Annotated in this window: 19 protein-coding genes, 1 tRNA gene and 1 pseudogene; 8 read left to right on the top strand and 13 right to left on the bottom strand. The window is 58.4% G+C overall.

Annotated features, from left to right (window positions below; translation table 11 throughout):
* Window positions 1-13: 13 nt before the first annotated feature.
* From IIC71_09620 to IIC71_09605, 4 genes are all read left to right on the top strand, one after another.
* Window positions 14-1,399 carry a hypothetical protein gene (locus tag IIC71_09620; GenBank protein MCH7669435.1) on the top strand — a complete coding sequence of 462 codons (1,386 nt, stop codon included), beginning with the start codon at window positions 14-16 and terminating at the stop codon, window positions 1,397-1,399.
* A 34-nt stretch (window positions 1,400-1,433) separates the two neighbouring features.
* On the top strand, window positions 1,434-3,365 hold the full coding sequence (locus IIC71_09615; GenBank protein ID MCH7669434.1) for an LCP family protein: 1,932 nt from the start codon (window positions 1,434-1,436) through the stop codon (window positions 3,363-3,365).
* 45 nt (window positions 3,366-3,410) lie between these two features.
* A complete protein-coding gene (locus IIC71_09610; protein ID MCH7669433.1) occupies window positions 3,411-4,376 on the top strand; it encodes a hypothetical protein in 966 nt (321 codons plus the stop codon).
* Window positions 4,377-4,472: 96 nt separating this feature from the next.
* Window positions 4,473-5,192: a hypothetical protein gene (locus IIC71_09605; GenBank protein MCH7669432.1), complete on the top strand. Its 720-nt coding sequence runs from the start codon at window positions 4,473-4,475 to the stop codon at window positions 5,190-5,192.
* Window positions 5,193-5,202: 10 nt separating this feature from the next.
* Here the strand turns inward: IIC71_09605 and IIC71_09600 are convergent, their stop codons facing one another.
* The 6 genes from IIC71_09600 to IIC71_09575 form a co-directional block, all read right to left on the bottom strand.
* Window positions 5,203-6,093, bottom strand: a complete 891-nt coding sequence (locus IIC71_09600) for a cytochrome c oxidase assembly protein (GenBank protein ID MCH7669431.1) — start codon at window positions 6,091-6,093, stop codon at window positions 5,203-5,205.
* 4 nt (window positions 6,094-6,097) lie between these two features.
* Window positions 6,098-6,406, bottom strand: a complete 309-nt coding sequence (locus IIC71_09595) for a hypothetical protein (GenBank protein MCH7669430.1) — start codon at window positions 6,404-6,406, stop codon at window positions 6,098-6,100.
* A 2-nt stretch (window positions 6,407-6,408) separates the two neighbouring features.
* Entirely contained in the window at window positions 6,409-7,023 is a 615-nt protein-coding gene (locus tag IIC71_09590) for a heme-copper oxidase subunit III (GenBank protein ID MCH7669429.1), read from the bottom strand.
* Window positions 7,024-7,025: 2 nt separating this feature from the next.
* Window positions 7,026-8,861: a cytochrome c oxidase subunit I gene (gene ctaD, locus IIC71_09585; protein ID MCH7669428.1), complete on the bottom strand. Its 1,836-nt coding sequence runs from the start codon at window positions 8,859-8,861 to the stop codon at window positions 7,026-7,028.
* Between the two features lie 59 nt (window positions 8,862-8,920).
* A complete protein-coding gene (gene coxB / locus IIC71_09580) occupies window positions 8,921-10,033 on the bottom strand; it encodes a cytochrome c oxidase subunit II (GenBank protein ID MCH7669427.1) in 1,113 nt (370 codons plus the stop codon).
* 80 nt (window positions 10,034-10,113) lie between these two features.
* Window positions 10,114-10,959 carry a hypothetical protein gene (locus tag IIC71_09575; protein MCH7669426.1) on the bottom strand — a complete coding sequence of 282 codons (846 nt, stop codon included), beginning with the start codon at window positions 10,957-10,959 and terminating at the stop codon, window positions 10,114-10,116.
* A 231-nt stretch (window positions 10,960-11,190) separates the two neighbouring features.
* Between IIC71_09575 and IIC71_09570 the strand changes: the two genes are divergently transcribed.
* Together IIC71_09570 and IIC71_09565 are read left to right on the top strand one after the other, a co-directional pair.
* Window positions 11,191-12,516: an NAD-dependent malic enzyme gene (locus IIC71_09570; protein MCH7669425.1), complete on the top strand. Its 1,326-nt coding sequence runs from the start codon at window positions 11,191-11,193 to the stop codon at window positions 12,514-12,516.
* Window positions 12,516-13,241, top strand: coding sequence for a sulfite exporter TauE/SafE family protein (locus IIC71_09565; protein ID MCH7669424.1), 726 nt, complete (start codon window positions 12,516-12,518; stop codon window positions 13,239-13,241). Before IIC71_09570 ends, IIC71_09565 begins: the two co-directional genes overlap by 1 nt.
* 17 nt (window positions 13,242-13,258) lie before the next feature.
* Here IIC71_09565 and IIC71_09560 read toward each other — a convergent pair whose 3' ends face one another.
* The gene (locus IIC71_09560; protein ID MCH7669423.1) at window positions 13,259-14,002 is read right to left on the bottom strand and encodes a helix-turn-helix domain-containing protein; all 744 of its coding nucleotides are present in this window, start codon (window positions 14,000-14,002) and stop codon (window positions 13,259-13,261) included.
* A 157-nt stretch (window positions 14,003-14,159) separates the two neighbouring features.
* On the opposite strand from IIC71_09560, the gene IIC71_09555 reads away from it, so the two are divergent.
* Window positions 14,160-14,254 (top strand) — tRNA-Sec (locus IIC71_09555).
* A gap of 13 nt (window positions 14,255-14,267) precedes the next feature.
* Here IIC71_09555 and IIC71_09550 read toward each other — a convergent pair.
* The gene (locus IIC71_09550) at window positions 14,268-14,537 is read right to left on the bottom strand and encodes a hypothetical protein (protein ID MCH7669422.1); all 270 of its coding nucleotides are present in this window, start codon (window positions 14,535-14,537) and stop codon (window positions 14,268-14,270) included.
* 461 nt (window positions 14,538-14,998) lie between these two features.
* Window positions 14,999-15,433: a response regulator gene (locus IIC71_09545; GenBank protein ID MCH7669421.1), complete on the bottom strand. Its 435-nt coding sequence runs from the start codon at window positions 15,431-15,433 to the stop codon at window positions 14,999-15,001.
* Between the two features lie 58 nt (window positions 15,434-15,491).
* On the opposite strand from IIC71_09545, the gene IIC71_09540 reads away from it, so the two are divergent.
* Window positions 15,492-15,845, top strand: coding sequence for a ferredoxin (locus IIC71_09540; GenBank protein ID MCH7669420.1), 354 nt, complete (start codon window positions 15,492-15,494; stop codon window positions 15,843-15,845).
* 43 nt (window positions 15,846-15,888) lie between these two features.
* Here the strand turns inward: IIC71_09540 and IIC71_09535 are convergent, their stop codons facing one another.
* From IIC71_09535 to IIC71_09520, 4 genes and pseudogenes are all read right to left on the bottom strand, one after another.
* Window positions 15,889-16,320, bottom strand: coding sequence for a CBS domain-containing protein (locus IIC71_09535; GenBank protein ID MCH7669419.1), 432 nt, complete (start codon window positions 16,318-16,320; stop codon window positions 15,889-15,891).
* Window positions 16,321-16,405: 85 nt separating this feature from the next.
* Entirely contained in the window at window positions 16,406-16,660 is a 255-nt protein-coding gene (locus tag IIC71_09530; protein ID MCH7669418.1) for a flagellar FlbD family protein, read from the bottom strand.
* A 349-nt stretch (window positions 16,661-17,009) separates the two neighbouring features.
* The gene (locus IIC71_09525; GenBank protein MCH7669417.1) at window positions 17,010-17,600 is read right to left on the bottom strand and encodes a diguanylate cyclase; all 591 of its coding nucleotides are present in this window, start codon (window positions 17,598-17,600) and stop codon (window positions 17,010-17,012) included.
* Window positions 17,601-17,780: 180 nt separating this feature from the next.
* Window positions 17,781-18,108: pseudogene (locus IIC71_09520) on the bottom strand (hypothetical protein).
* Window positions 18,109-18,277: the final 169 nt, after the last annotated feature.

The following is an 18,277-nucleotide window of genomic DNA, read 5'->3' as shown; positions in this document are numbered from 1 at the left end:
ATCCTGGTGCGCCGTGGTTGACGACATCCAAACACCGTGTATTTATTGCGGTTCTCTCAGGAGCCCTGACGACGCCGTGTGTCCTTCGTGCGGCGAGGCGTGGATCGACGAACACGTCACGCCACCACCACCAGAGCAGGTCGATCTCCACAACATAGACGAGGAACTGATCGACGACGCGGCGCCAGACAGCGTCTCTGACGAGCGCGGTTCTTTAGAATCTCCAGCCGAGGCCACCCTCGCCGACACCGACACCGACGCGGGTCCCTGGGGAGACGGCGACATCGGTGTCGACGCGTTTGATGAAGAGGAAGAAGAGGACATAGATAGCGATTTCAGCATGGGAAACGAAGCTGACGTCGAAGAAGACGACCTTGACGACTCTGAGGTGGAGGACGACGATTTCGAGGATGAGGAAGAGCAGGACTCCGACGAGATAGACGGAGACAAAGATTTCGACGACGCCGGGGACGAAGACGAAGCATTGGAAGAAGCAGGACCAGACTTCGACGAACTCAATGAACAAGAAGAGGAGGAGGACTTCGACGAGAGCGACGCAGAGATGTCCGAAACCGTAACGTCGTCCAGCGTCGCGGCCGATGTCACAATGACACCCGTCCGGTCGATGTACGAGCGCAAGGACTCCAACCTGCGTCTCCCCCTCGGTCTTCTCGCCGCCGCGGCGCTGGCGATCATCGCATGGCTCTCGTGGTTCCAGGGCACTGACACGTCACCCCCAACGACAATCGTCGTCGCCCAGACGACCGCAACCCAAGCTCCATCAACCACAGCGCAACCAACCACCACGACATCGACCACGTCCTCCACAACCACATCTTCCACTACGACGAGCACCACAACTACCGCAACGCTCGTTCCGATAGCCGCCATCGGATCACCCTTGAATCTCGCCGACCTGACCATGGGCGGGTTTGCGTTTGGACCCTTCTCTTTCGGGTCAGACGGGGACCAAGTTCTCGGCCGCCTCACTGCCACCCTCGGCCAGCCGGACGCCTTAGGACCGGCCGACACAAATTGGGGGTTGTGCGAAACTGACGTCGGCACCGTTGTGACGTGGGGCGGTATCGCCGCGATATTCAGAGTGCAAAACGATGTCTCAAGATTCGTCGGATATCGAGTCGGCGACACCACCGGAATCGACGAAACTGATGCGGGGGCATCGCTGAAGACGCTGTCAGGGGTGGCGCTTGGAGACACGGTGGAAACGCTGCGATTCGTCTACGCAAACTCCGTCGTTGAAGTGTTCGATCGCGACGGCCAACCCTTCTTCCGATTGCTGAGATCGGACACAAAACGGCTGTTGCTGTACGGACCGATATCCCTTGCCTCCAACGACGGTGCAATTCTTGGGATCTTCGCGCCGGATGCGTGCGGTTGATGAAGACAGAAACAAACATGAAGACCAAATCAACATGAGGTTCAAATCGAAAAAGCGCAGGCGTTTGCATCGGTTCTTCACGGTACGCAACCTCCTGCCCCTTGTCGCGGCGCTTGCCTTATTCGTGGCGGCGACGTCGCGCTGGAACACGCCGATCGGCACCCTCATCGTGGGAGCGATCGCGGGCATTGTTGCGGGAATCGGATGGCTTGTACTCGGTCGCCGCTTCCAACGCAAAAGGCTGGCACCGCTCTCGGGGACCGTCAACCTCGGCAACATTTCCGCGTACACCGATTCGCCAAGCCCTTCACTCGTCGCTCCCGATAGCTCGGTCGCTGCCGAATACCGCGATATCGCACAACGCATCGAGGCCAAGACCACCGGACAGATCCTGCAAATCGCCGGTGTCTCCCCCGGCCTCGGTTCGTCGACGGTTGCTATGAACCTCGCGTTCACGATGACGCTTGCAGACCGCCGGGTCATCCTCGTCGACGCTGACATGTCGCAGCGTGGAATCTCTCGCTTCGTTCACACAGGCATCTCGCCCGGACTTGCCGAACTCGCGCGAGGCGAGTCCGATCTGGCGCGGTCTGCGCGTCTGTGGGCTGTTGGCCCGACCAAGAAGCTACCCATGATCCCCTCGGGCGAAATCGGTGAGGACGAATCGGTGCTGGCCTCGGCTGCCGTTGCCGAAGCGCTGGACCAGATTGCTGACGGCACCGACCTCATTATTATTGATGTTCCGCCGGCGAACTGGTCGCACGTCGGTGTAGGAATTGGAGCCCACGCCGATGGCACGATCCTCGTCATCAACGAACAGACAACGCCAGATGCGCTTGCGTTAGCCGTTTCAGCGCATCGCGACAACGGTGCTCCCGTCATCGGATTCATCTCTCGCTCTGCTCGAAAACAGTCTGGGAAGGTGACATGGCCAGGCATGGCCGCGAGATCGTTTGCAATGTTCTTGGTGGTCCTCGTTGGTTTCGGTGGGTACACCGGCTACCAAACCTACCAAGCGTGGGCAGGTCGCAGAACCGCTGTCCACAACGTCGAAGAGGCACGTCGCGTATTGGAACCGCTCGCAGAAGACGCGTTCATCCTCCCCGAGGTAGACGAAATCGAGATCACCGTCATGACCTCGCCACCCGCACCACAGAGCGAGTTCACGACCTTCCTAGTGGTTGGCACCGATGAGAGCGAGGTGCGGGCGGATGTGATTGTTCTGCTGCTCCTCCCCAACGATGGGTCGACACCCGCCATGGTCTCGCTGCCGCGGGACCTCTATCTTCCCAACCGTTGTCGCCAAAACTTCACGAGGATAAACGCAACGTTTTTTGGCTGCCGTGATGAGATCAACGGACCAACGCTGCTGTCACTCACCGTGTCAGACTTTACGGGCGTCCCTGTCGATCATTTCGCTCTTTTTACATTCGACGGGTTCGAGGATATCGTCGATCAGCTCGGGGGTATCGAGATCTGCACCGAGTACCAGGTCCGAGACCGCAAAGCGGAACTAAATCTCCCCGGAGGCTGTACCCAGGCGACCGGGAAACAGGCGCTTGCGTGGGTGCGTTCGCGCTCAACGCAAGAACTCGTCAACGGAACCTGGCGCACTATGTCCGGTGTCACCGATCTCACTCGAAACCAGCGCCAACAAGAAATGATTCTTGCGCTTTTCGCCAAAGCCAAGAACTTCAGCTCACAGTCTGAACTCATGGCAACCGTACGCAGCATGTCGAACGCATTTGTGCTCGACGACCAGCTCAGCCTTACGGAAGCGGTCTCGCTGGCATGGGGGTTCAGATCGATCAATCTTGACGAGATCTATCGGCTCACGATCCCCGTGAAGGACTACCGAGCTGAAGACTCGCAGGGCAACGTGCAGTTTGTTCTCTTGCCAACCAAGTCTTTCGAAGACATCCTCGACGAAACATACCCCGGCCGGCGGGAGAAAACGTTCTCGTGACCGAAAGCCCACGCTTGTTGGCACCGGCCGCGTACAATGCGAGCATTGGCCGCCTTCCACGAGATGGCGGAGAACCCAGCGTGCAACGAAAGTGATGCGCCGATGAGCGACATTGTTGATGATGGTCCCGACGACCTGTACGACGGGCTCTTCGACCCCTACGACGATCTTGCAGGGCTGACTGGAGCAGACCCGGTGCTTGACCTTGAAGACGCGGATGTTCCGGCTGCGGTGCCCCCACGGTCTCCAATCCTGACCGGCCTCGTTGTGGGATTGCTGTTGGTGGCACTAAGCCTCGCGACGGTAAAACTCGCCAGTGGCAACTCCTCCACCGCTGTTGCTGACACGACCACATCGACTTCTGCCGGAGACGTGTCGCAGGAGCCGACGGACAGCAGTACCACGACGACGCTGTCAGACGGCGCGACCGACGGTGCGACGACCACAACAACGCCGGCCGCCGATGCCCCATTTGTCGCGGTCGGCACGCCTATCCCTGTCGGCGACCTCACGTTACAGGCCAACGGAATTGGGCCAATCAAGTTTGGTACTCCGGCGGTAGATGCTTTTGGAATCCTGATCTCAAGCCTCGGCGCACCGGACAGCGATACGGGACCGACGGCGTCTATCGGTGGACTCGGCGTCTGCGTAGGAGAAACCGAACGAGTTCTACAGTGGGGTTCTTTCAAGGCGGTTGCGCAAGGCGAGGGATCCGATGCGAAGTTTGTCGGCTACCGCCTCGACCTCACGTTCCAAGGTTCCAGCGACGCTGCAGGATCGGACTTGAGAACGCTTTCCGGCCTCCAGTTGTCAGATCGCGTGTCCGACCTGGACAGCATCTATGGCACCTCGTTCGATCTCCAAAAGGTCGTGGACGAGAGCACCGGGGGCACCGTGTTCAGACTCTTCTCGAAGAGCTCCGGTGATCTGCTGTTGTGGGGTCCACTCACGTCGACGGCCCCCGAAGGTATCGTGCGTGGCATCTACTCGCCGGATTCGTGTCCCACATAACACACCCGCCGCACCCATGAACCAGGTAACGCCGAGAATCGATGCGCCAAGCATCGGTGGCTACACTCACACCCGAACGCCACAGCGGGAGTGACCGTGCAGTCAAACGGAATGCGAGCGATGGGTTACGGCGCGGTTGCCGGCGCGTTGTTCGGTGTCGGCGCCTTGGCACTCTTTGGCCCCCTTACTGCCATAGGGTCGATCGACTCGGCGCCGCTCGGTACCCAAGGTGGAGTCACAATCACGATCACCCAGGGAGCGTTCTTCCTGGCATCGATCGTCAGCGGCTTGGCCGGCGGTGCGCTCATCGCAACCGCAGGGTACGCAGTCGGCACCAGAGGCGAGTCGTCGTCCGAGCGCTACCCCGCACGTTATGTTGCCGCCATCGGAGCTCTACTCGGGGCGGTCCTCGGATTTGCCCTCACTCGCGGACTCCTCGCGCTCGCCGGCGACACCACCTACGGCGGGACCATTACGCTTCCGATCCTCAAAATGACACTTATCGTCGTGATAGTCGGGACAGTCCTCGGCGGTATGATCGCAATGGTCGCCGACCACCTCTCCTACCCACGCGCCATCGGATTCTCTGGGGCCGCGGTCCCGCTTTCACGAACCAGATTTGTCCGCGAAACCGGGCAGGCGATCGGACGGCCAATCCTTGTGGGCACGACGATCGCCGGTCTCGCGTTTGGCTTTTCAAGACTCTTGCTGGCGTCCACGGAGACAGGAGCGGTCGTGCTATTCGCTGTTGTCGGTGCCCTTGTACTCGGCTCGGCAGCGTTACTCGCTGCGAGGCCGTGGGAATCCGGCAAGTAGCCAAGCCCTCCTACGAGGTACCTTGGCGCGGCCTTGTCGCAGGACGAGTACTTCTGATAGAAATGGCGTGCTCCTCAGCATGCCACTTGAAGAAGTAGTACGTGATGTAGGTCCATAGTAGAAAACCGCCGCCGATCTTCATGATGAGTCCTGCAAACACCTGGTCTTCAAACACACCAATCCCCCACATCCGTGGGAACTGCTCGTAGATCGGGTATAGCGGAGCGCTCCCGAGAGTGAGAAAGCTGGCTGGAATGGTCGGCACAAGAGATTGCAGGAACAGATAGCCGAGTTTGTAGAACGGCGGAAGTCCCGGCAATTCCTGGATCGGCCCCAGGATTGGTATCCACAGGAACAATGCAGTTCCCATCAACGCGGAATGGATTGCGATGTGCACAATATCGTTAGTCAACATCAGGTTTAGCACCGCGGGGACGTGCAACAGGGCGAGGACCGCGTTGAACAGCACCAACGCGAGCACAGGTTTAGCAAAGAAGCGCACCACCGGGAGCACTGGTCTCACGATCGCACTCAGAAGCCACCTTGGCAACCCCGTGAGCAACAGTGGTGGGATGACGAACGCAAGGGTGAGATGCTCGATCATGTGGAACAAGAAGAGGCTGCGCGCGCCAATATCATGTATCGGCCAACCGCTCACCAGCAGAATCGCAAATACGCCCGCATGAAAACGTATGCTCTGGCTGCGCGTCACGGTCGGCTCGCCTTGCGGAGTCATGGCCGGACCGAACCTGCGAACGCCAATGTGGAACACTGCAAGCATGCCCGCGACAAGCACGAGAACATCAGGATGAACGTGGAAAGCGAGCACCTCGTCTATCGAGCGTGGTACGTCTGAAACGATGGGTGTGACGGCGAACATTGCTAGAAAGTACGCTGGCATGGTTTCAGAATGCCCTAAGAGTCAACAACACCACGCCGAACAGCACTGTCGCTGCCGTCAAACCCATCAGAAACACAAACTTCTGTGCAGCAGTACCAAACTTGAGGTGCATAAATATCGTGACGACCGCACCGAACTTGAACAGCGATAATCCGAGCAGAAGAGGCAATTTTACGTTCTCGAGTACCTCGACCTGCAGCACGAGGACCTCTACACCGGTGACTACTCCTAACACTAGAGCGAGTAGCCAGTATTGCTTCGGCCCAATTGATGCGTCCGAGGCGGTGTCAGTCACGGAGGCAGCGTCGGTCATGCTCAAACCTGAAGCAGATACACGACGGTGAAAATAACGATCCACACGATATCGACGAAGTGCCAGTACAAACCGACAAGCTCGACGTTGAGACCGCTGTCTTCCTTGAGCCTGCCGGTCGCCGACAGGATGACCATGGCAGATAACAACAGCACCCCGATGAAAACGTGGAGTCCGTGGAAACCGGTGAGCATGTAGAACGCCGAGCTGAACGGACTCGTGCCGAGCCGTAGACCTTCGTCAACAAACCGTGTGAACTCGAATATCTGCCCAGCAATAAAGGTGGCGCCAAGCAGGGCCGTCGCTACGAGCCACACCCTGGTCTGCCGCAGATCTTTGTTCCCAAACGAGTGGTGGGCAAGCACCATTGTGAGCGAACTCATCAGAAGAACGAACGAACTCGCCGAGGTAAATGGGATGGCGAATATCTCGGATCCAGGGCCGCCATTCGTCGTGTTGCGATACAGCAAGAACGTCGCAATCATCGCTCCAAAGAACATACTCTCGGAGCCAAGGAAGATCCACATCGCGGTCCGGCGGACGGGCACCACGTCGTGCGAGCCTTCGTGATGACCTTCGGCGCCAGGGCGGCTCTCTTCGACCGTTGCAGTCGACATTGTTAGTGCTCTCCTTTCGTGACGGGTTCCAAACTCCATCCGAAGAAACCCCATAGCGCGGTAAGTACACCAAGACCCGAAAACCAGAACCCGACGGGAGCGTACAGCAGCCCGTACCCGAGAACAACGAGACCAAACGCAGTGAGAAAGGGATAGAACGATTCAGAAGGCATGTGGATGTGCGAGTAGTCATCAAGTGCGACCGAAGGGACCGGTTGATCCTGTCGGAGCACGGGCCGACCATCTTCGTCCTCTTGGTACTTTTGATGCCACCACTCGTCGAGCCCATGCACATCGGGTTCTACGTCGAAGTTGTACACCGGAGTCGGCGACGGAGTTGACCACTCCAACGTACGAGCGTCCCATGGGTCATTTCCTGCGACCTCGCCCTTGAAGTACGACCACACCATGTTGTACACGAACAGCAACACACCCACAGAGAGGATAAAAGCTCCGACGGTTGCAAAGAGGTTCCAGAAATCGAATCCGAGACCTGGCCCGTACCGGTATGTGCGCCGCGGCATCCCGTTGAGTCCGAGTGCGTGCATCGGACCGTACGTCATGTTTATACCAACTACAAAGATCCAGAACTCGATCTTTCCGATCTTCTGGCTGATCATCCTGCCGGTCCACTTGCCGAACCAGTAGTGCACACCGGCAATGTATCCCATGACCGCGCCGCCAACAAGCACATAGTGCAAGTGCGCTACAACGTAGTAGCTGTCATGTTGCTGGGTGTCAGTCGGCACGATGGCGTGGGTGACACCCGAAAGACCGCCCACGACAAACATTGCTATGAACGCGATGGAGTACAGCATCGGGGTCGTAAACCGCAGATCACCACCCCACAACGTACCGATCCAGTTGAAGACCTTGATACCCGTCGGGATCGCAATCACCATCGTCGAGAGGCCAAAACCAACTTCCGCCAAGGGTCCGAGTCCGGCAGTGAACATGTGGTGCGACCACACTCCAAAACCGAGAAAACCGATCGCAACCCCGGCGAAAACAACGAAGGAGTACCCAAACAACGGCTTGCGCGAAAACACCGGCAATATCTCGGACACGATGCCCATCGCCGGCAGAACCAGCACATACACCTCAGGATGCCCGAACAACCAGAACAGGTGTTGCCACAACAGCGGGTCCGCACCTGCTGCTGCAGCATAGAATACCGTGCCGAGGTTGCGGTCAAAGTAAAGCTGGAACAATCCAATGGCGATCAACGGCAGCGAGAATAGCAACAGGAACTGGACAACAAGCGCCATCCACACAAACACCGGCATACGAAGCATCGACATACCAGGCGCACGCATCGTGAACACAGTGGTTATGAAGTTCACGGCGGCAGCCAAGGATGCGACGCCGAGTAGCTGCGCACCGATGGAAAAGAAGTCCATCCGGATGTACTCCTTCACCTGAATGGACAGCGGGGCATACCCAGTCCACCCGCCGTCAGGCGCTCCACCCAATAGGAAGGACGAAGCCATAAAGACGCCGGCGAACGTGAACAGCCAGAAGCTGAACGCGTTTAGGCGCGGAAACGCAACGTCGCGAGCTCCGATCATGATCGGCAAGAAGTAGTTGGTAAAGGCCGCTGCGATCGGCATGATCACCAGAAACACCATCGTGAGTCCGTGCATGGTGAACAGTTGGTTGTATGCGTCAGCGCTCAACACAGTACCGTCGGGACGGCCCAACTGAATGCGAATGAGAAGCGCTTCGAGGCCACCGGTCAAGAAAAACAACAGCGCCGCGATGGCGTACATAATGCCGATACGTTTGTGATCGACTGTCGTTACCCAGGACCAGATGCCCTTGGGACCGGTTCGTGTCATCGCCGGGCCGCCGGTCGGTTCGGGCATGTCCATCGGCGGAGCAAGGGTTCCCGCTGTCACTACTTCCATCCTTCCAGCATTTGCACGAGACCGTCAACGGTCTCGTCATCCAGCCCGTAGCTCGGCATACCCAAAATGCGGTCTGGGATGATGTTTGCATCGGGGTTCATTGGCTTGAGACTCGACGGGTCGTGGATCCACTGTGTCAACAACTCGGTCGTGTTCTCAAGTGTTGACCCGGCGAAAGTGTTGCGACTTGCGAAGTGGGTTAAGTTTGGTGCGTAGGGCTTGCCAAGAACCTCAACACCGTTCGCCGTGCGCACCTTTGCAGAGTGGCAAGCAGTACACGTCGAGACGAACGTGTCGTACCCAACGCTTGCGCTAGCCTCGGTCGGGATCTCTGCAGGCTCAAGCTGACCAGCAACCCAAATATCAAAGTCGGCGACGGTCTTCACATACACCTTGAGACGCATGTCAGCGTGCGACAACCCGCAGAACTCGGCGCATTGACCAAAGAGCGGTTCCTCCTGGGCGACATCTGCAATCAAGGTCAGGTTGGTAATCCGGTTTGGCACAACGTCACGTTTTCCGTTGAGCTTGGGGACCCAGAAGGAGTGAATCACATCGACAGATGTCATTGTCAGGTTCACCGTAGTTTGCTCGGGTATGTACAGCTCGCTTGCCGTGATGAGCACATTGCCCTGGTCGTCTACCAGGTCGGGATACCTAAACTCCCACCACCATTGATGGCCAATCACCTCAACCTGAAGGACATCGTCACCGGTTGGAATCGTCCGCAGATCGATTATGCCCTTGACGTTCGGGATCGCAACGGCGGCCAGGATGAGGGCAGGGATCACCGTCCAGATGATCTCAACCGTAGTGTTGCCGTGAATCTGCTTCGGGCGGTACACACTGTCCTTTTTGTGCCGCCACTTCCAAATAGTGACAACAAGGGCGCCCTCGACGAGCACGAAGACGATGGTGGCGAGAATCAGAACAAGGTCCCATATCTTGTCGATATCTTCAGCCATTTTGCCGGCTGGTTCAAGCGTGCTCTGTGGGCCTGCTCCGGTACAAGCCCCCAGAAGGACCGCAAACGACACGACGAAGAACAGCGCCAACCTTCGTCGACCAGCGCTCCGCGGCTGAGGGTGTGCTCGACTATCCACGCGTCCGACGGACTCCGATGTTGGTGCGAATCTCATGCTTGAACGTAGCAAGGTTACCTAGGCAACACGCCGGGGAGAAATCATCGCGTCAAAGCTTCTCTGAGTTCCTCGGGATCAAGTAAACCTTGGTAACGGCGAATGACGACGCCAGCCTCATCGATAACAAAAACCCAAGGCTCAGACGGAAGCGTCCACGCCGCGACTGTAGGCGACAGAAACTCTGGACCCGGCTGAAATCCCGGTCGAGTGAATCCCTCATACACCTCGACGTGGACAAAATCGACCTCGGGAAAGTCATCGACTACGAGCTTTACGTTGTCGAGAATCGGACCGCAAGCTGAAGACGTGCAATACGCGGGGGTCGAAAAGATGACCACGGTCGGCTTGCCGTTCGTGAGAGCCGTGTCGAGGGAAAGCTCGTAGAGATCCGGCCGCGGGTCAGGGTCGGTCGTCAACTCCTCAAGCGGACGATTGTCAATCGTAGGGGAGGCGACCACCGGTGCAAACTCGCCGAGCGACGGCGCGGACGGGTTTTCCAAAATATCGAAGAACGCCTCCATTGCATCCCCAGACGACGGCTGTAACAAGGCGCGCCAAACACCGGGCGTATCGAACTCAAATGTGACCCGATAGAGCCCGAGGACGTCTTCCAGAATCCATACGAAGACAGCGTCCGCCGTCTGCACATTTTCGGGCTCATCCACCGGTGAAACCGTAATGACGACAGTCTGGTCCGGAGATCCCAGACGCTCACCTTCGGGACCTATGACACCGAATAGCAGCCGCTCGGTTCCAAGTCCCACGTCGGTGATGGCTCTGAAAGCCAAAGACTCAGCCGGAAAGGTGGTTTCTTGCGCCGACGAGGTTGAACCTCCACACGCCGCAAAAACCAAGGCTGACGCAAGAAGCAGTGAAACGCGGAGCATGCCCCGACGCTAGCGCCGCCATGGACGTACCGGCGATCGTGTAGTGAGGACACTCCGATGGGTGGTGTAAAACAGGCCAACAGTCGAGCGACGGCAGCCATATGTGTTCTTGGGATCCGCGTCGATCGCTGAACGAACCGTCACCACTGGGCACTACCCTCGGCGAGAAGTTGTCCGCCAACCCCTCACCGAGCGTTTGTAACATGGCAACACCCAGACGACAGGACGCCCATGATCGAACGTGACGAGGTTTACCGGATCAAGACGCTTCGCCGACCGGGCAAACTCGCCGAAGTGCTCACGGCGATTTCCCAGCACGACGCCAACATCGGTGAGATCGCCACGATCGCTATTACGCCCGACTACACGATTAGAGAGATCGTGGTGATAGCGCGCGGCGACGAAGTCGTCGCCAGAATCACCGAGTCGATTCGTGCGGTGCCCGATGTTGAAATCGTCGCCGACCCGATCGACCGCGCATTCGACAGACACCGCGGTGGAAAGCTGAAGATCTTGCCGGATGTAGAGCTACGCACCCTCCAAGACATGCGCGAGATTTACACGCCGGGTGTCGCTCGTGTCTGTCAGGCGATTGCCGAAGACGAGTCGCTTGCTGACATCTACACCTGGCGAGGAAGAACGATCGCGGTGATTTCCGACGGCAGCCGTGTGCTCGGTCTCGGCAACATCGGTCCGAAAGCCGCCTTGCCGGTGATGGAGGGCAAGGCCCTGTTCTACGCCAAGTTCGTTGAACTCAACGCGGTTCCGATCGTCCTGGACACCCAGGACCCCGATGAAATCATCGAGACCGTCATCAACATCGCGCCTGGTTTCGGCGGCATTCATCTTGAAGACATCGCATCTCCTGGCGTCTATCACGTCGAGGAAACTTTGGAGGCCCGACTGGACGTCCCGGTGTTCCACGACGACCAACACGGAACGGCCGTCGTGCTGATGGCGGCAGTGCTATCGGCTGCGCGCATGCTTGATAGAAGAATCGAGGACATGACGTTTGGCCAGATCGGTCTGGGCGCCGCAGGCTCGGCGATCGCCAACCTCGCACGCCAGTTCCCGTTTCGAGGTATCACCGCGTTCGACCCCTCTGCCGCCGCGGCCGCCCGCCTCGAAGGCCTCAGCGGTGGGACGGCTCCGCTCACCACGACGTCGGCTGAGAAGGGTCTCGAGGAAGTCATGGCGACAGCCGACATTGTCGTACTCACAACTGGGCGCCCAAACCTGCTTTCTCCCTCGCTGATCCGCAACGGCCAACTCATTATGTCGCTTAGCAATCCCAACCCCGAGATCGATCGCCACGCTGCGCTAGACGCAGGCGCCGCACTCGCGACCGACGGATCGGTCGTGAACAACGTGCTTGCATACCCAGGGATCTTTCGGGGAGCCCTTGACGCCCACGTTTCGCAAATCACCTCGCCCATGAAACGGAGCGCGGCGGAGGCCTTGACCGATCTCGCACCTCCAGGGGAGTTGTTGCCCAACCCACTCGACCGAAACGTGCACTCGGTTGTTGCCGAACGAGTCCGCCGAGCAGCGGTGTAATGCCCGTTGCAACAATCGACCTGGTGATCGCGTTCGCCGTGACCTTCTTCGCCGCGGCGATCCAGGGAACGGTTGGAATGGGGTTTGCGATTGTCTCTGTACCGCTCCTATCCATCGTTGACCCTCGTCTGGCGCCGGTTCCACAACTGCTCGTATCGATCCCACTCATCGTGACGATGGCATATCGGGAACGCCAGCACATCGAATTCAGAGGTCTCAGATGGATTCTCGCCGGTCGGATCCCAGGGGCACTCATTGGTCTTGCCCTGTTAAAGATCGCCACCGAAACGACCCTGTCCCTGATGATCGCGGGCATCGTCCTCATTGCGGTTAGCGCCCTCGCATCCGGAGTAGCGCTTGCAAGATCACCGAAAGTCGACTTTTTGGCAGGAACCTTTTCGGGCATCTCTTCGCTGATCTCGAGCATCGGTGGACCGCCCCTAGCACTGCTGTTTTCGCGCGAAAAGCCCCCCACGATTCGGGCCAATATGGCGGCACTCTTCATCGTCGGTCTCACGATCACCCTGATTACACGCCTAGCTGCGGGGGAGATCACGAGACTAGACGCAAAGATCGCAGCGATCCTCGTCCCGGCACTTGCCGGTGGGTTCTTGATGTCGACGCGGCTCACAGCACGACTGCCCCAGTCGAAGGCGCGAGCAGCAATTTTATGGTTGTCGTCCGGATCAGCGCTGGCACTCGCGGTGCGAACCGTTGTTCAATGACTCGCGGTGCTGGAACCTCACAGCGTGAGAAGCACGGCAAGCGAATCCACAGTCGGGTCATCACCCGCGCCCGTACCAAAGGTGTCTAGAAAGTCTCCCAGCGCCTCGGACAGATTCGACGCAGCGTCCTTGCCAACCCTGAGCAGCACGACAAATCCGATGACGAGCAGAACCGCCCGAATCCAGTAGAGATACCGCTTCTCCGGATCAAAGATGGTGTCGTACACCTTGCGGACACCGGCAACGATCTGGTGTAGCGAACTCGCACTCGATATCTGGTCGGCGACGATCGGGGGCGGCGCGGGCGGTGTCGCATCGACGGAGTCGCCACCAGCCGATCCCTGTCGGGGGACGTCGGCAATCTCAACGATGTTTACCGCTTCGGTCGGGTGGTCCAGAAGGAGTTGGTCGTTACTCGCCTCGCTCAAACCCGTGTCCCCTGGTCCCGGGTCAGCAGCGGCGGCGGTGAAGTATGCCACTGCCCCGGCTGCACCCGTCTCGTCCGTGACCGCGACCTCAGGATCGGCAGATTCCACAGTTACCTCCGGTGTCGAGATATTGGCGGCAGCGCGCAACTCCTCAACATCGATGGCGAGCACCGAGGCAAGCCGACGGATGGTCGCGTCATCGGGACCGTGCTCGGCGCGTTCCCACGCACGCACGGTTGTAGCCGTGCGCGAGACCTGACTGGCAAGCTGCCCGAGCGACAGACCGAGGCTGAGTCGCTTTTCGCGAACAATTAGTGCAAACGCTTCTGACATGAGACCTGTGATTGTCGTGAACGCCCTTAAGCCTATCCGATGAGACAACGAATACCGGTATCAGATGAGTTCCGGCAAACATTTCTGGGTCTCGCTGCGACGACGAGTGGACCCGGCGCTGGTCTCACAACGGCTTGAAGTCTCTACACTCACGAGCGGAGGTGTCAGGATGCCTGGTGGGTCCCGCGGTCTTCAAAACCGTCGAGGGGGCGAAAGCTCCCTGGCGGGTTCGATTCCCGTCCACCTCCGCCAAATATCGAGAGGCTCAGAGTTCGACGCGGATCTGCGCAGGTTTTACGACCGGTCCAACACCGAGCTGGTCAGGGAGCGCAAGTATGAACACCGATCCGGAGTCCGAACTTTCCTCAAGCCACAGGTCGCCACCGAGCGAACGAGCGGCGCGTCTGGCAATCACAAGACCCGCACCGCTGCCCGGGGTGTCGAGTTTCGATTCCAGCCTGGTGAAGAAAGCAAACATATCCTCCCCTTTTTCGAGGGGAACACCGATCCCGTTGTCGGCGACTTGGATGATCACCTGATCGCCGTCTCGAAAGCCGGAGATCGTAATCCGCGGCTTTGTCTAGTCGTTGTACTTGAAACCGTTTTGGATGACGTTCTGAAGAATCGGACAAACCCGTGCGCACGGCGAGATCGTGCGATGCCGAGTATGTGAGGCCCTCAAGTTCAGCGTTGACCTCAGCCAGACGTTGATGGGCGCCACGTAGGCCATCTCAGAGACTTCGACCTCGAGCGTGTGGCTCCGTTCGCGTTGTAGGGCTTCCTTGAGTGCAGCCTCACGTTCGCAAACCATCGTTGAAACGCTGTCAATTGCGCCGGACAGATGTCTCGTTGCTCGTGCCGCGAGCGGCTGCACCGCCGCCCAATCGCCTGTGCCAAAGGCATTGAGCGTTCGTGCAGCGTCCGACGACAACGGCAAGAACGATGACGGCGAGCACCCACAGTAGATCCATGGCCCAGGGCCTCCCGAATCCTGCCCTACCGCCGGGCCGCCGCTGCCAGGAAGAGCGCATTGGTGTTTTTCGCTGGAAGGAACGCCCCGCTGACTGCTTGCTCAAGGACCCGTACGAGGTTCTCCTCAAAAAGACTCACCCTGTGCAGAACGCGCTCGATGCCCGAACGCAGGATCCACGTATCGAGATCCTCAATCTGGGTACCTGTGAGCATCAGAATCGGTATGTGGCCGGTGGCTGAACTCGCCGTCAAACGTTCGGCGATGAGAAGGCCGTTGCCGCCCGGCATTTGATAGTTGATGAGGATGACATCGGGGCGCTCTGTGCGGACAATACGCTGACCCTGCATGTCGTCGGTCGCCACCGACGTCCGGCAGCCAGAACGTTTCAGGTAAACTGACGTCAGGTGAACGAAGTCCTGGTCGTCATCAATGATCAGTACATGACGCTCGGTTTTCATGCGGAACCTGCCGGCAGGATTTCGTGATCGATAAGGGTCCGTGAACAATCGATAGCCGATGCAGTGTTGTGCTGTACAGGCGTGGCGCGCAAAGGAGGCCAACGTGGCTGATAGCAAATTAATGGTGTGGATCGACCAGGATCTATGTACTGGAGATGGGATCTGCCAAGAGATAGCTCCGGACGTATTTGAGGGTCGAGATGACGGCCTCTGGGTCGTTCGCGAGGACGCCTCACATTTCGGGACGACCATTGTGTTTGACGGCGAAGCAGCTCCCGATGGGTCCCGAGGGGTGGCTCGTGTGCCCGAATCCATACTCAGCGACGTGGTCGAGGCGGCCGAGGAATGCCCCGGAGAATGCATCATGATCGAACCGCTGGACGCAGACGCAATCGCAAACAGGGGCGCGTGACACCGGCGCAGCCACGGCCCGGTAACGGCGGGAGGCGCGCCTCCTAAGACGAAATGTACTGCTGTAGCTGGTCGATCAAGTAACGCTGTTCGTCGATCACGTTGCGGACAACGTCTCCAATGGAGATAACCCCGACAACCGCTCCATCGTCGACCACCGGCAGGTGCCTAAATCTCCGCTCAGTCATGAGAGTCATACAGGTCATCACTGTATCGGACGGTGTCACGGTCACTACGTCGGTGCTCATAAGCTGTTGAACCGTAGTGTTTTTCGACTCAAGACCCTTTAGAACGACCTTGCGGGCGTAGTCACGTTCAGAGAAGATCCCGGACAGCTCGCCATCGTCGATAACGACAACGGCACCAATTCCTCGATCTGCCATGAACCCGAGGGCGTCATAAATGGTGGTGTCAGATGTGACAGACCAGACGTCGCGGCCTTTGTCTCCCAATAGGTGTAGGACAGTTCGTTCCATGTGCATTCTCCTAGCATGCGCGAAACTGCCCTAAACATACCAAGAAACGACGTTCAGAGTAGGGTGAATTGCAACAGGTCGGCCGCTATCGAGACGCGCCGTTGTCGTCACGGAGCGCCACAATGGAGCCTCGGTGTTCGTCACGAAGCTGCGAAGCACTCACGAGAATCGCCGCCCTGAACTCGACAACCCGGTGCACAATGTCTTTCGGGGAATCACTGACCACCAGCCGGCGACCACCCACCAGTGTCACGATGGTGTTTGGCGTAGCTTCAACCGATTCGACAAGGTCGGCGTTCAGAAAGAACTGTTCCCCTTTTAGACGATGTGCAACAATCATATCTCTTGCTCAGTTGCCGTATGGAACGCTGCCCAGCCCGTCGCGCTGCTTGTGTTGACTGCCGGCGACTCGCCGGTCTGGTTAAGGCGACCGTTGTGTACCGGCCCTCGACTCCGCCGGGGCCATCGCGACGGAAGGTAGGGCCACCGCCAATGGCCCTACCTTCTCGTTGTGCGAACGGGTAGTCCCCGCTTACCGCTTGATGTTCACCAGGTCTTGGAGAATCTCGTCGGAAGCTGTGATAATTCGACTGTTGGCCTGGAAGCCACGCTATTTCAGAGAACGCTCGCTGCTCCTATCGGCAGCTCCAAGACTATCTCGAGTAGTTGTCTCGACTACTGGAGACGCGCTATTCGGTGAGTGCGTAGATCTGAGGCGCAACCTCGGTTGTCGTCTCCGACATGCCAAGCAACCCGGCCAGGATCACCTGCGAGTCGATGTGCACACCCGGCGAAGACAACGCAATCGTTACTTGCGGCTCGATGGTGAGCCGATCGCGCTCGAACGTCATAGGAACTGAAGTTAGCAACTTGCAAAGACGAGTGACAACCGTGTCACAACCTTCCGCGTCAAGCATTGGGAGCACTGCCAGAAATGCGCTGTCGTCGAAACGACCGACGGTATCTAGGCGACGGAGCCCGGCAGCGATCAGTGCACCTGCGTGGCGCAACGCATCGTTCACGCCCGCACGGCCGTGACGTTCACCAACCTCCGCAATGGCGCCAACTCTCACCAACATCACACCAAAGGCTTCTCCGGACCTTTCGTGTCGAGCGATCACCGAATCCAGTGTTTGGAGGATGCCGTTCGTGTTCGGGAGACCGGTGACGATGTCCGTTGAAGATAGGACATCGAGCTGGAGACGCAGGGTGCCGTTTTCGATTCGAAGTTCGTCGATCTGACCTTCGAGGTCAGCGATCCGCTCGTCCAATGTTGACATAGTTGCCCTCCGATGCGGTCTCCGGGCTGTACCCAACCCATGTGGTAACGTCGGCCTCCACTGCGCACACATAAGGAAACCCGAACGAAATCGTACCCCACATCCTGAAGGCAAGCGACCCGGGGCCGACTTGTATTACTAGATGTACTCGGCCGGGACTCCCCTCCTGCTCAGAAGCACCTAACCCCGATTATTCACGGGTGTTCCCGTACTGGGAGCATCGACAGCAAGCTCACGTATACGCTGGAGCATTACGGTAACTTCGTTCAACGCACCTTCAGCGGTTTGCACGAAGCTCACGCCGTCTTGAGCATTACCGAATTGCCTGACGGTTTCCTCGGATCTCCGAACGCAGACCTTCGGATTTCGCAAGACCACCAGAATCATCTGCCGCACGGTTGATGTGGAACCCCGAGGAGAGCTTTTCCAGAGACTTTCCCAACGCAAGGTTGGCTATCGACAGGTTGCGGAACGCGTTGTACGCCGCAATGTTCTGGTTGATACGCACTGTGTGTACCTCCTTGTAGGGACAGTGCGACAATTACTTCGGAGCGATGGACTCCTAATGGGTGTTGACCGGCCTGGTGTGCCAGGCTGGTTGCCGAGCCGCCCGCCGGTGAGCACTTCAGACTCCTGGAACTTGGATTCCTGAGTCTAGATCGTGCCCTGGCGGGTTG

The organism is Acidobacteriota bacterium, assembly GCA_022562055.1.
Classification (GTDB): domain Bacteria; phylum Actinomycetota; class Acidimicrobiia; order Spongiisociales; family UBA5794; genus BMS3BBIN02.
Note: the sequence above shows the minus strand (reverse complement) of the source record. Positions and strands in the feature narration are given on the sequence as shown.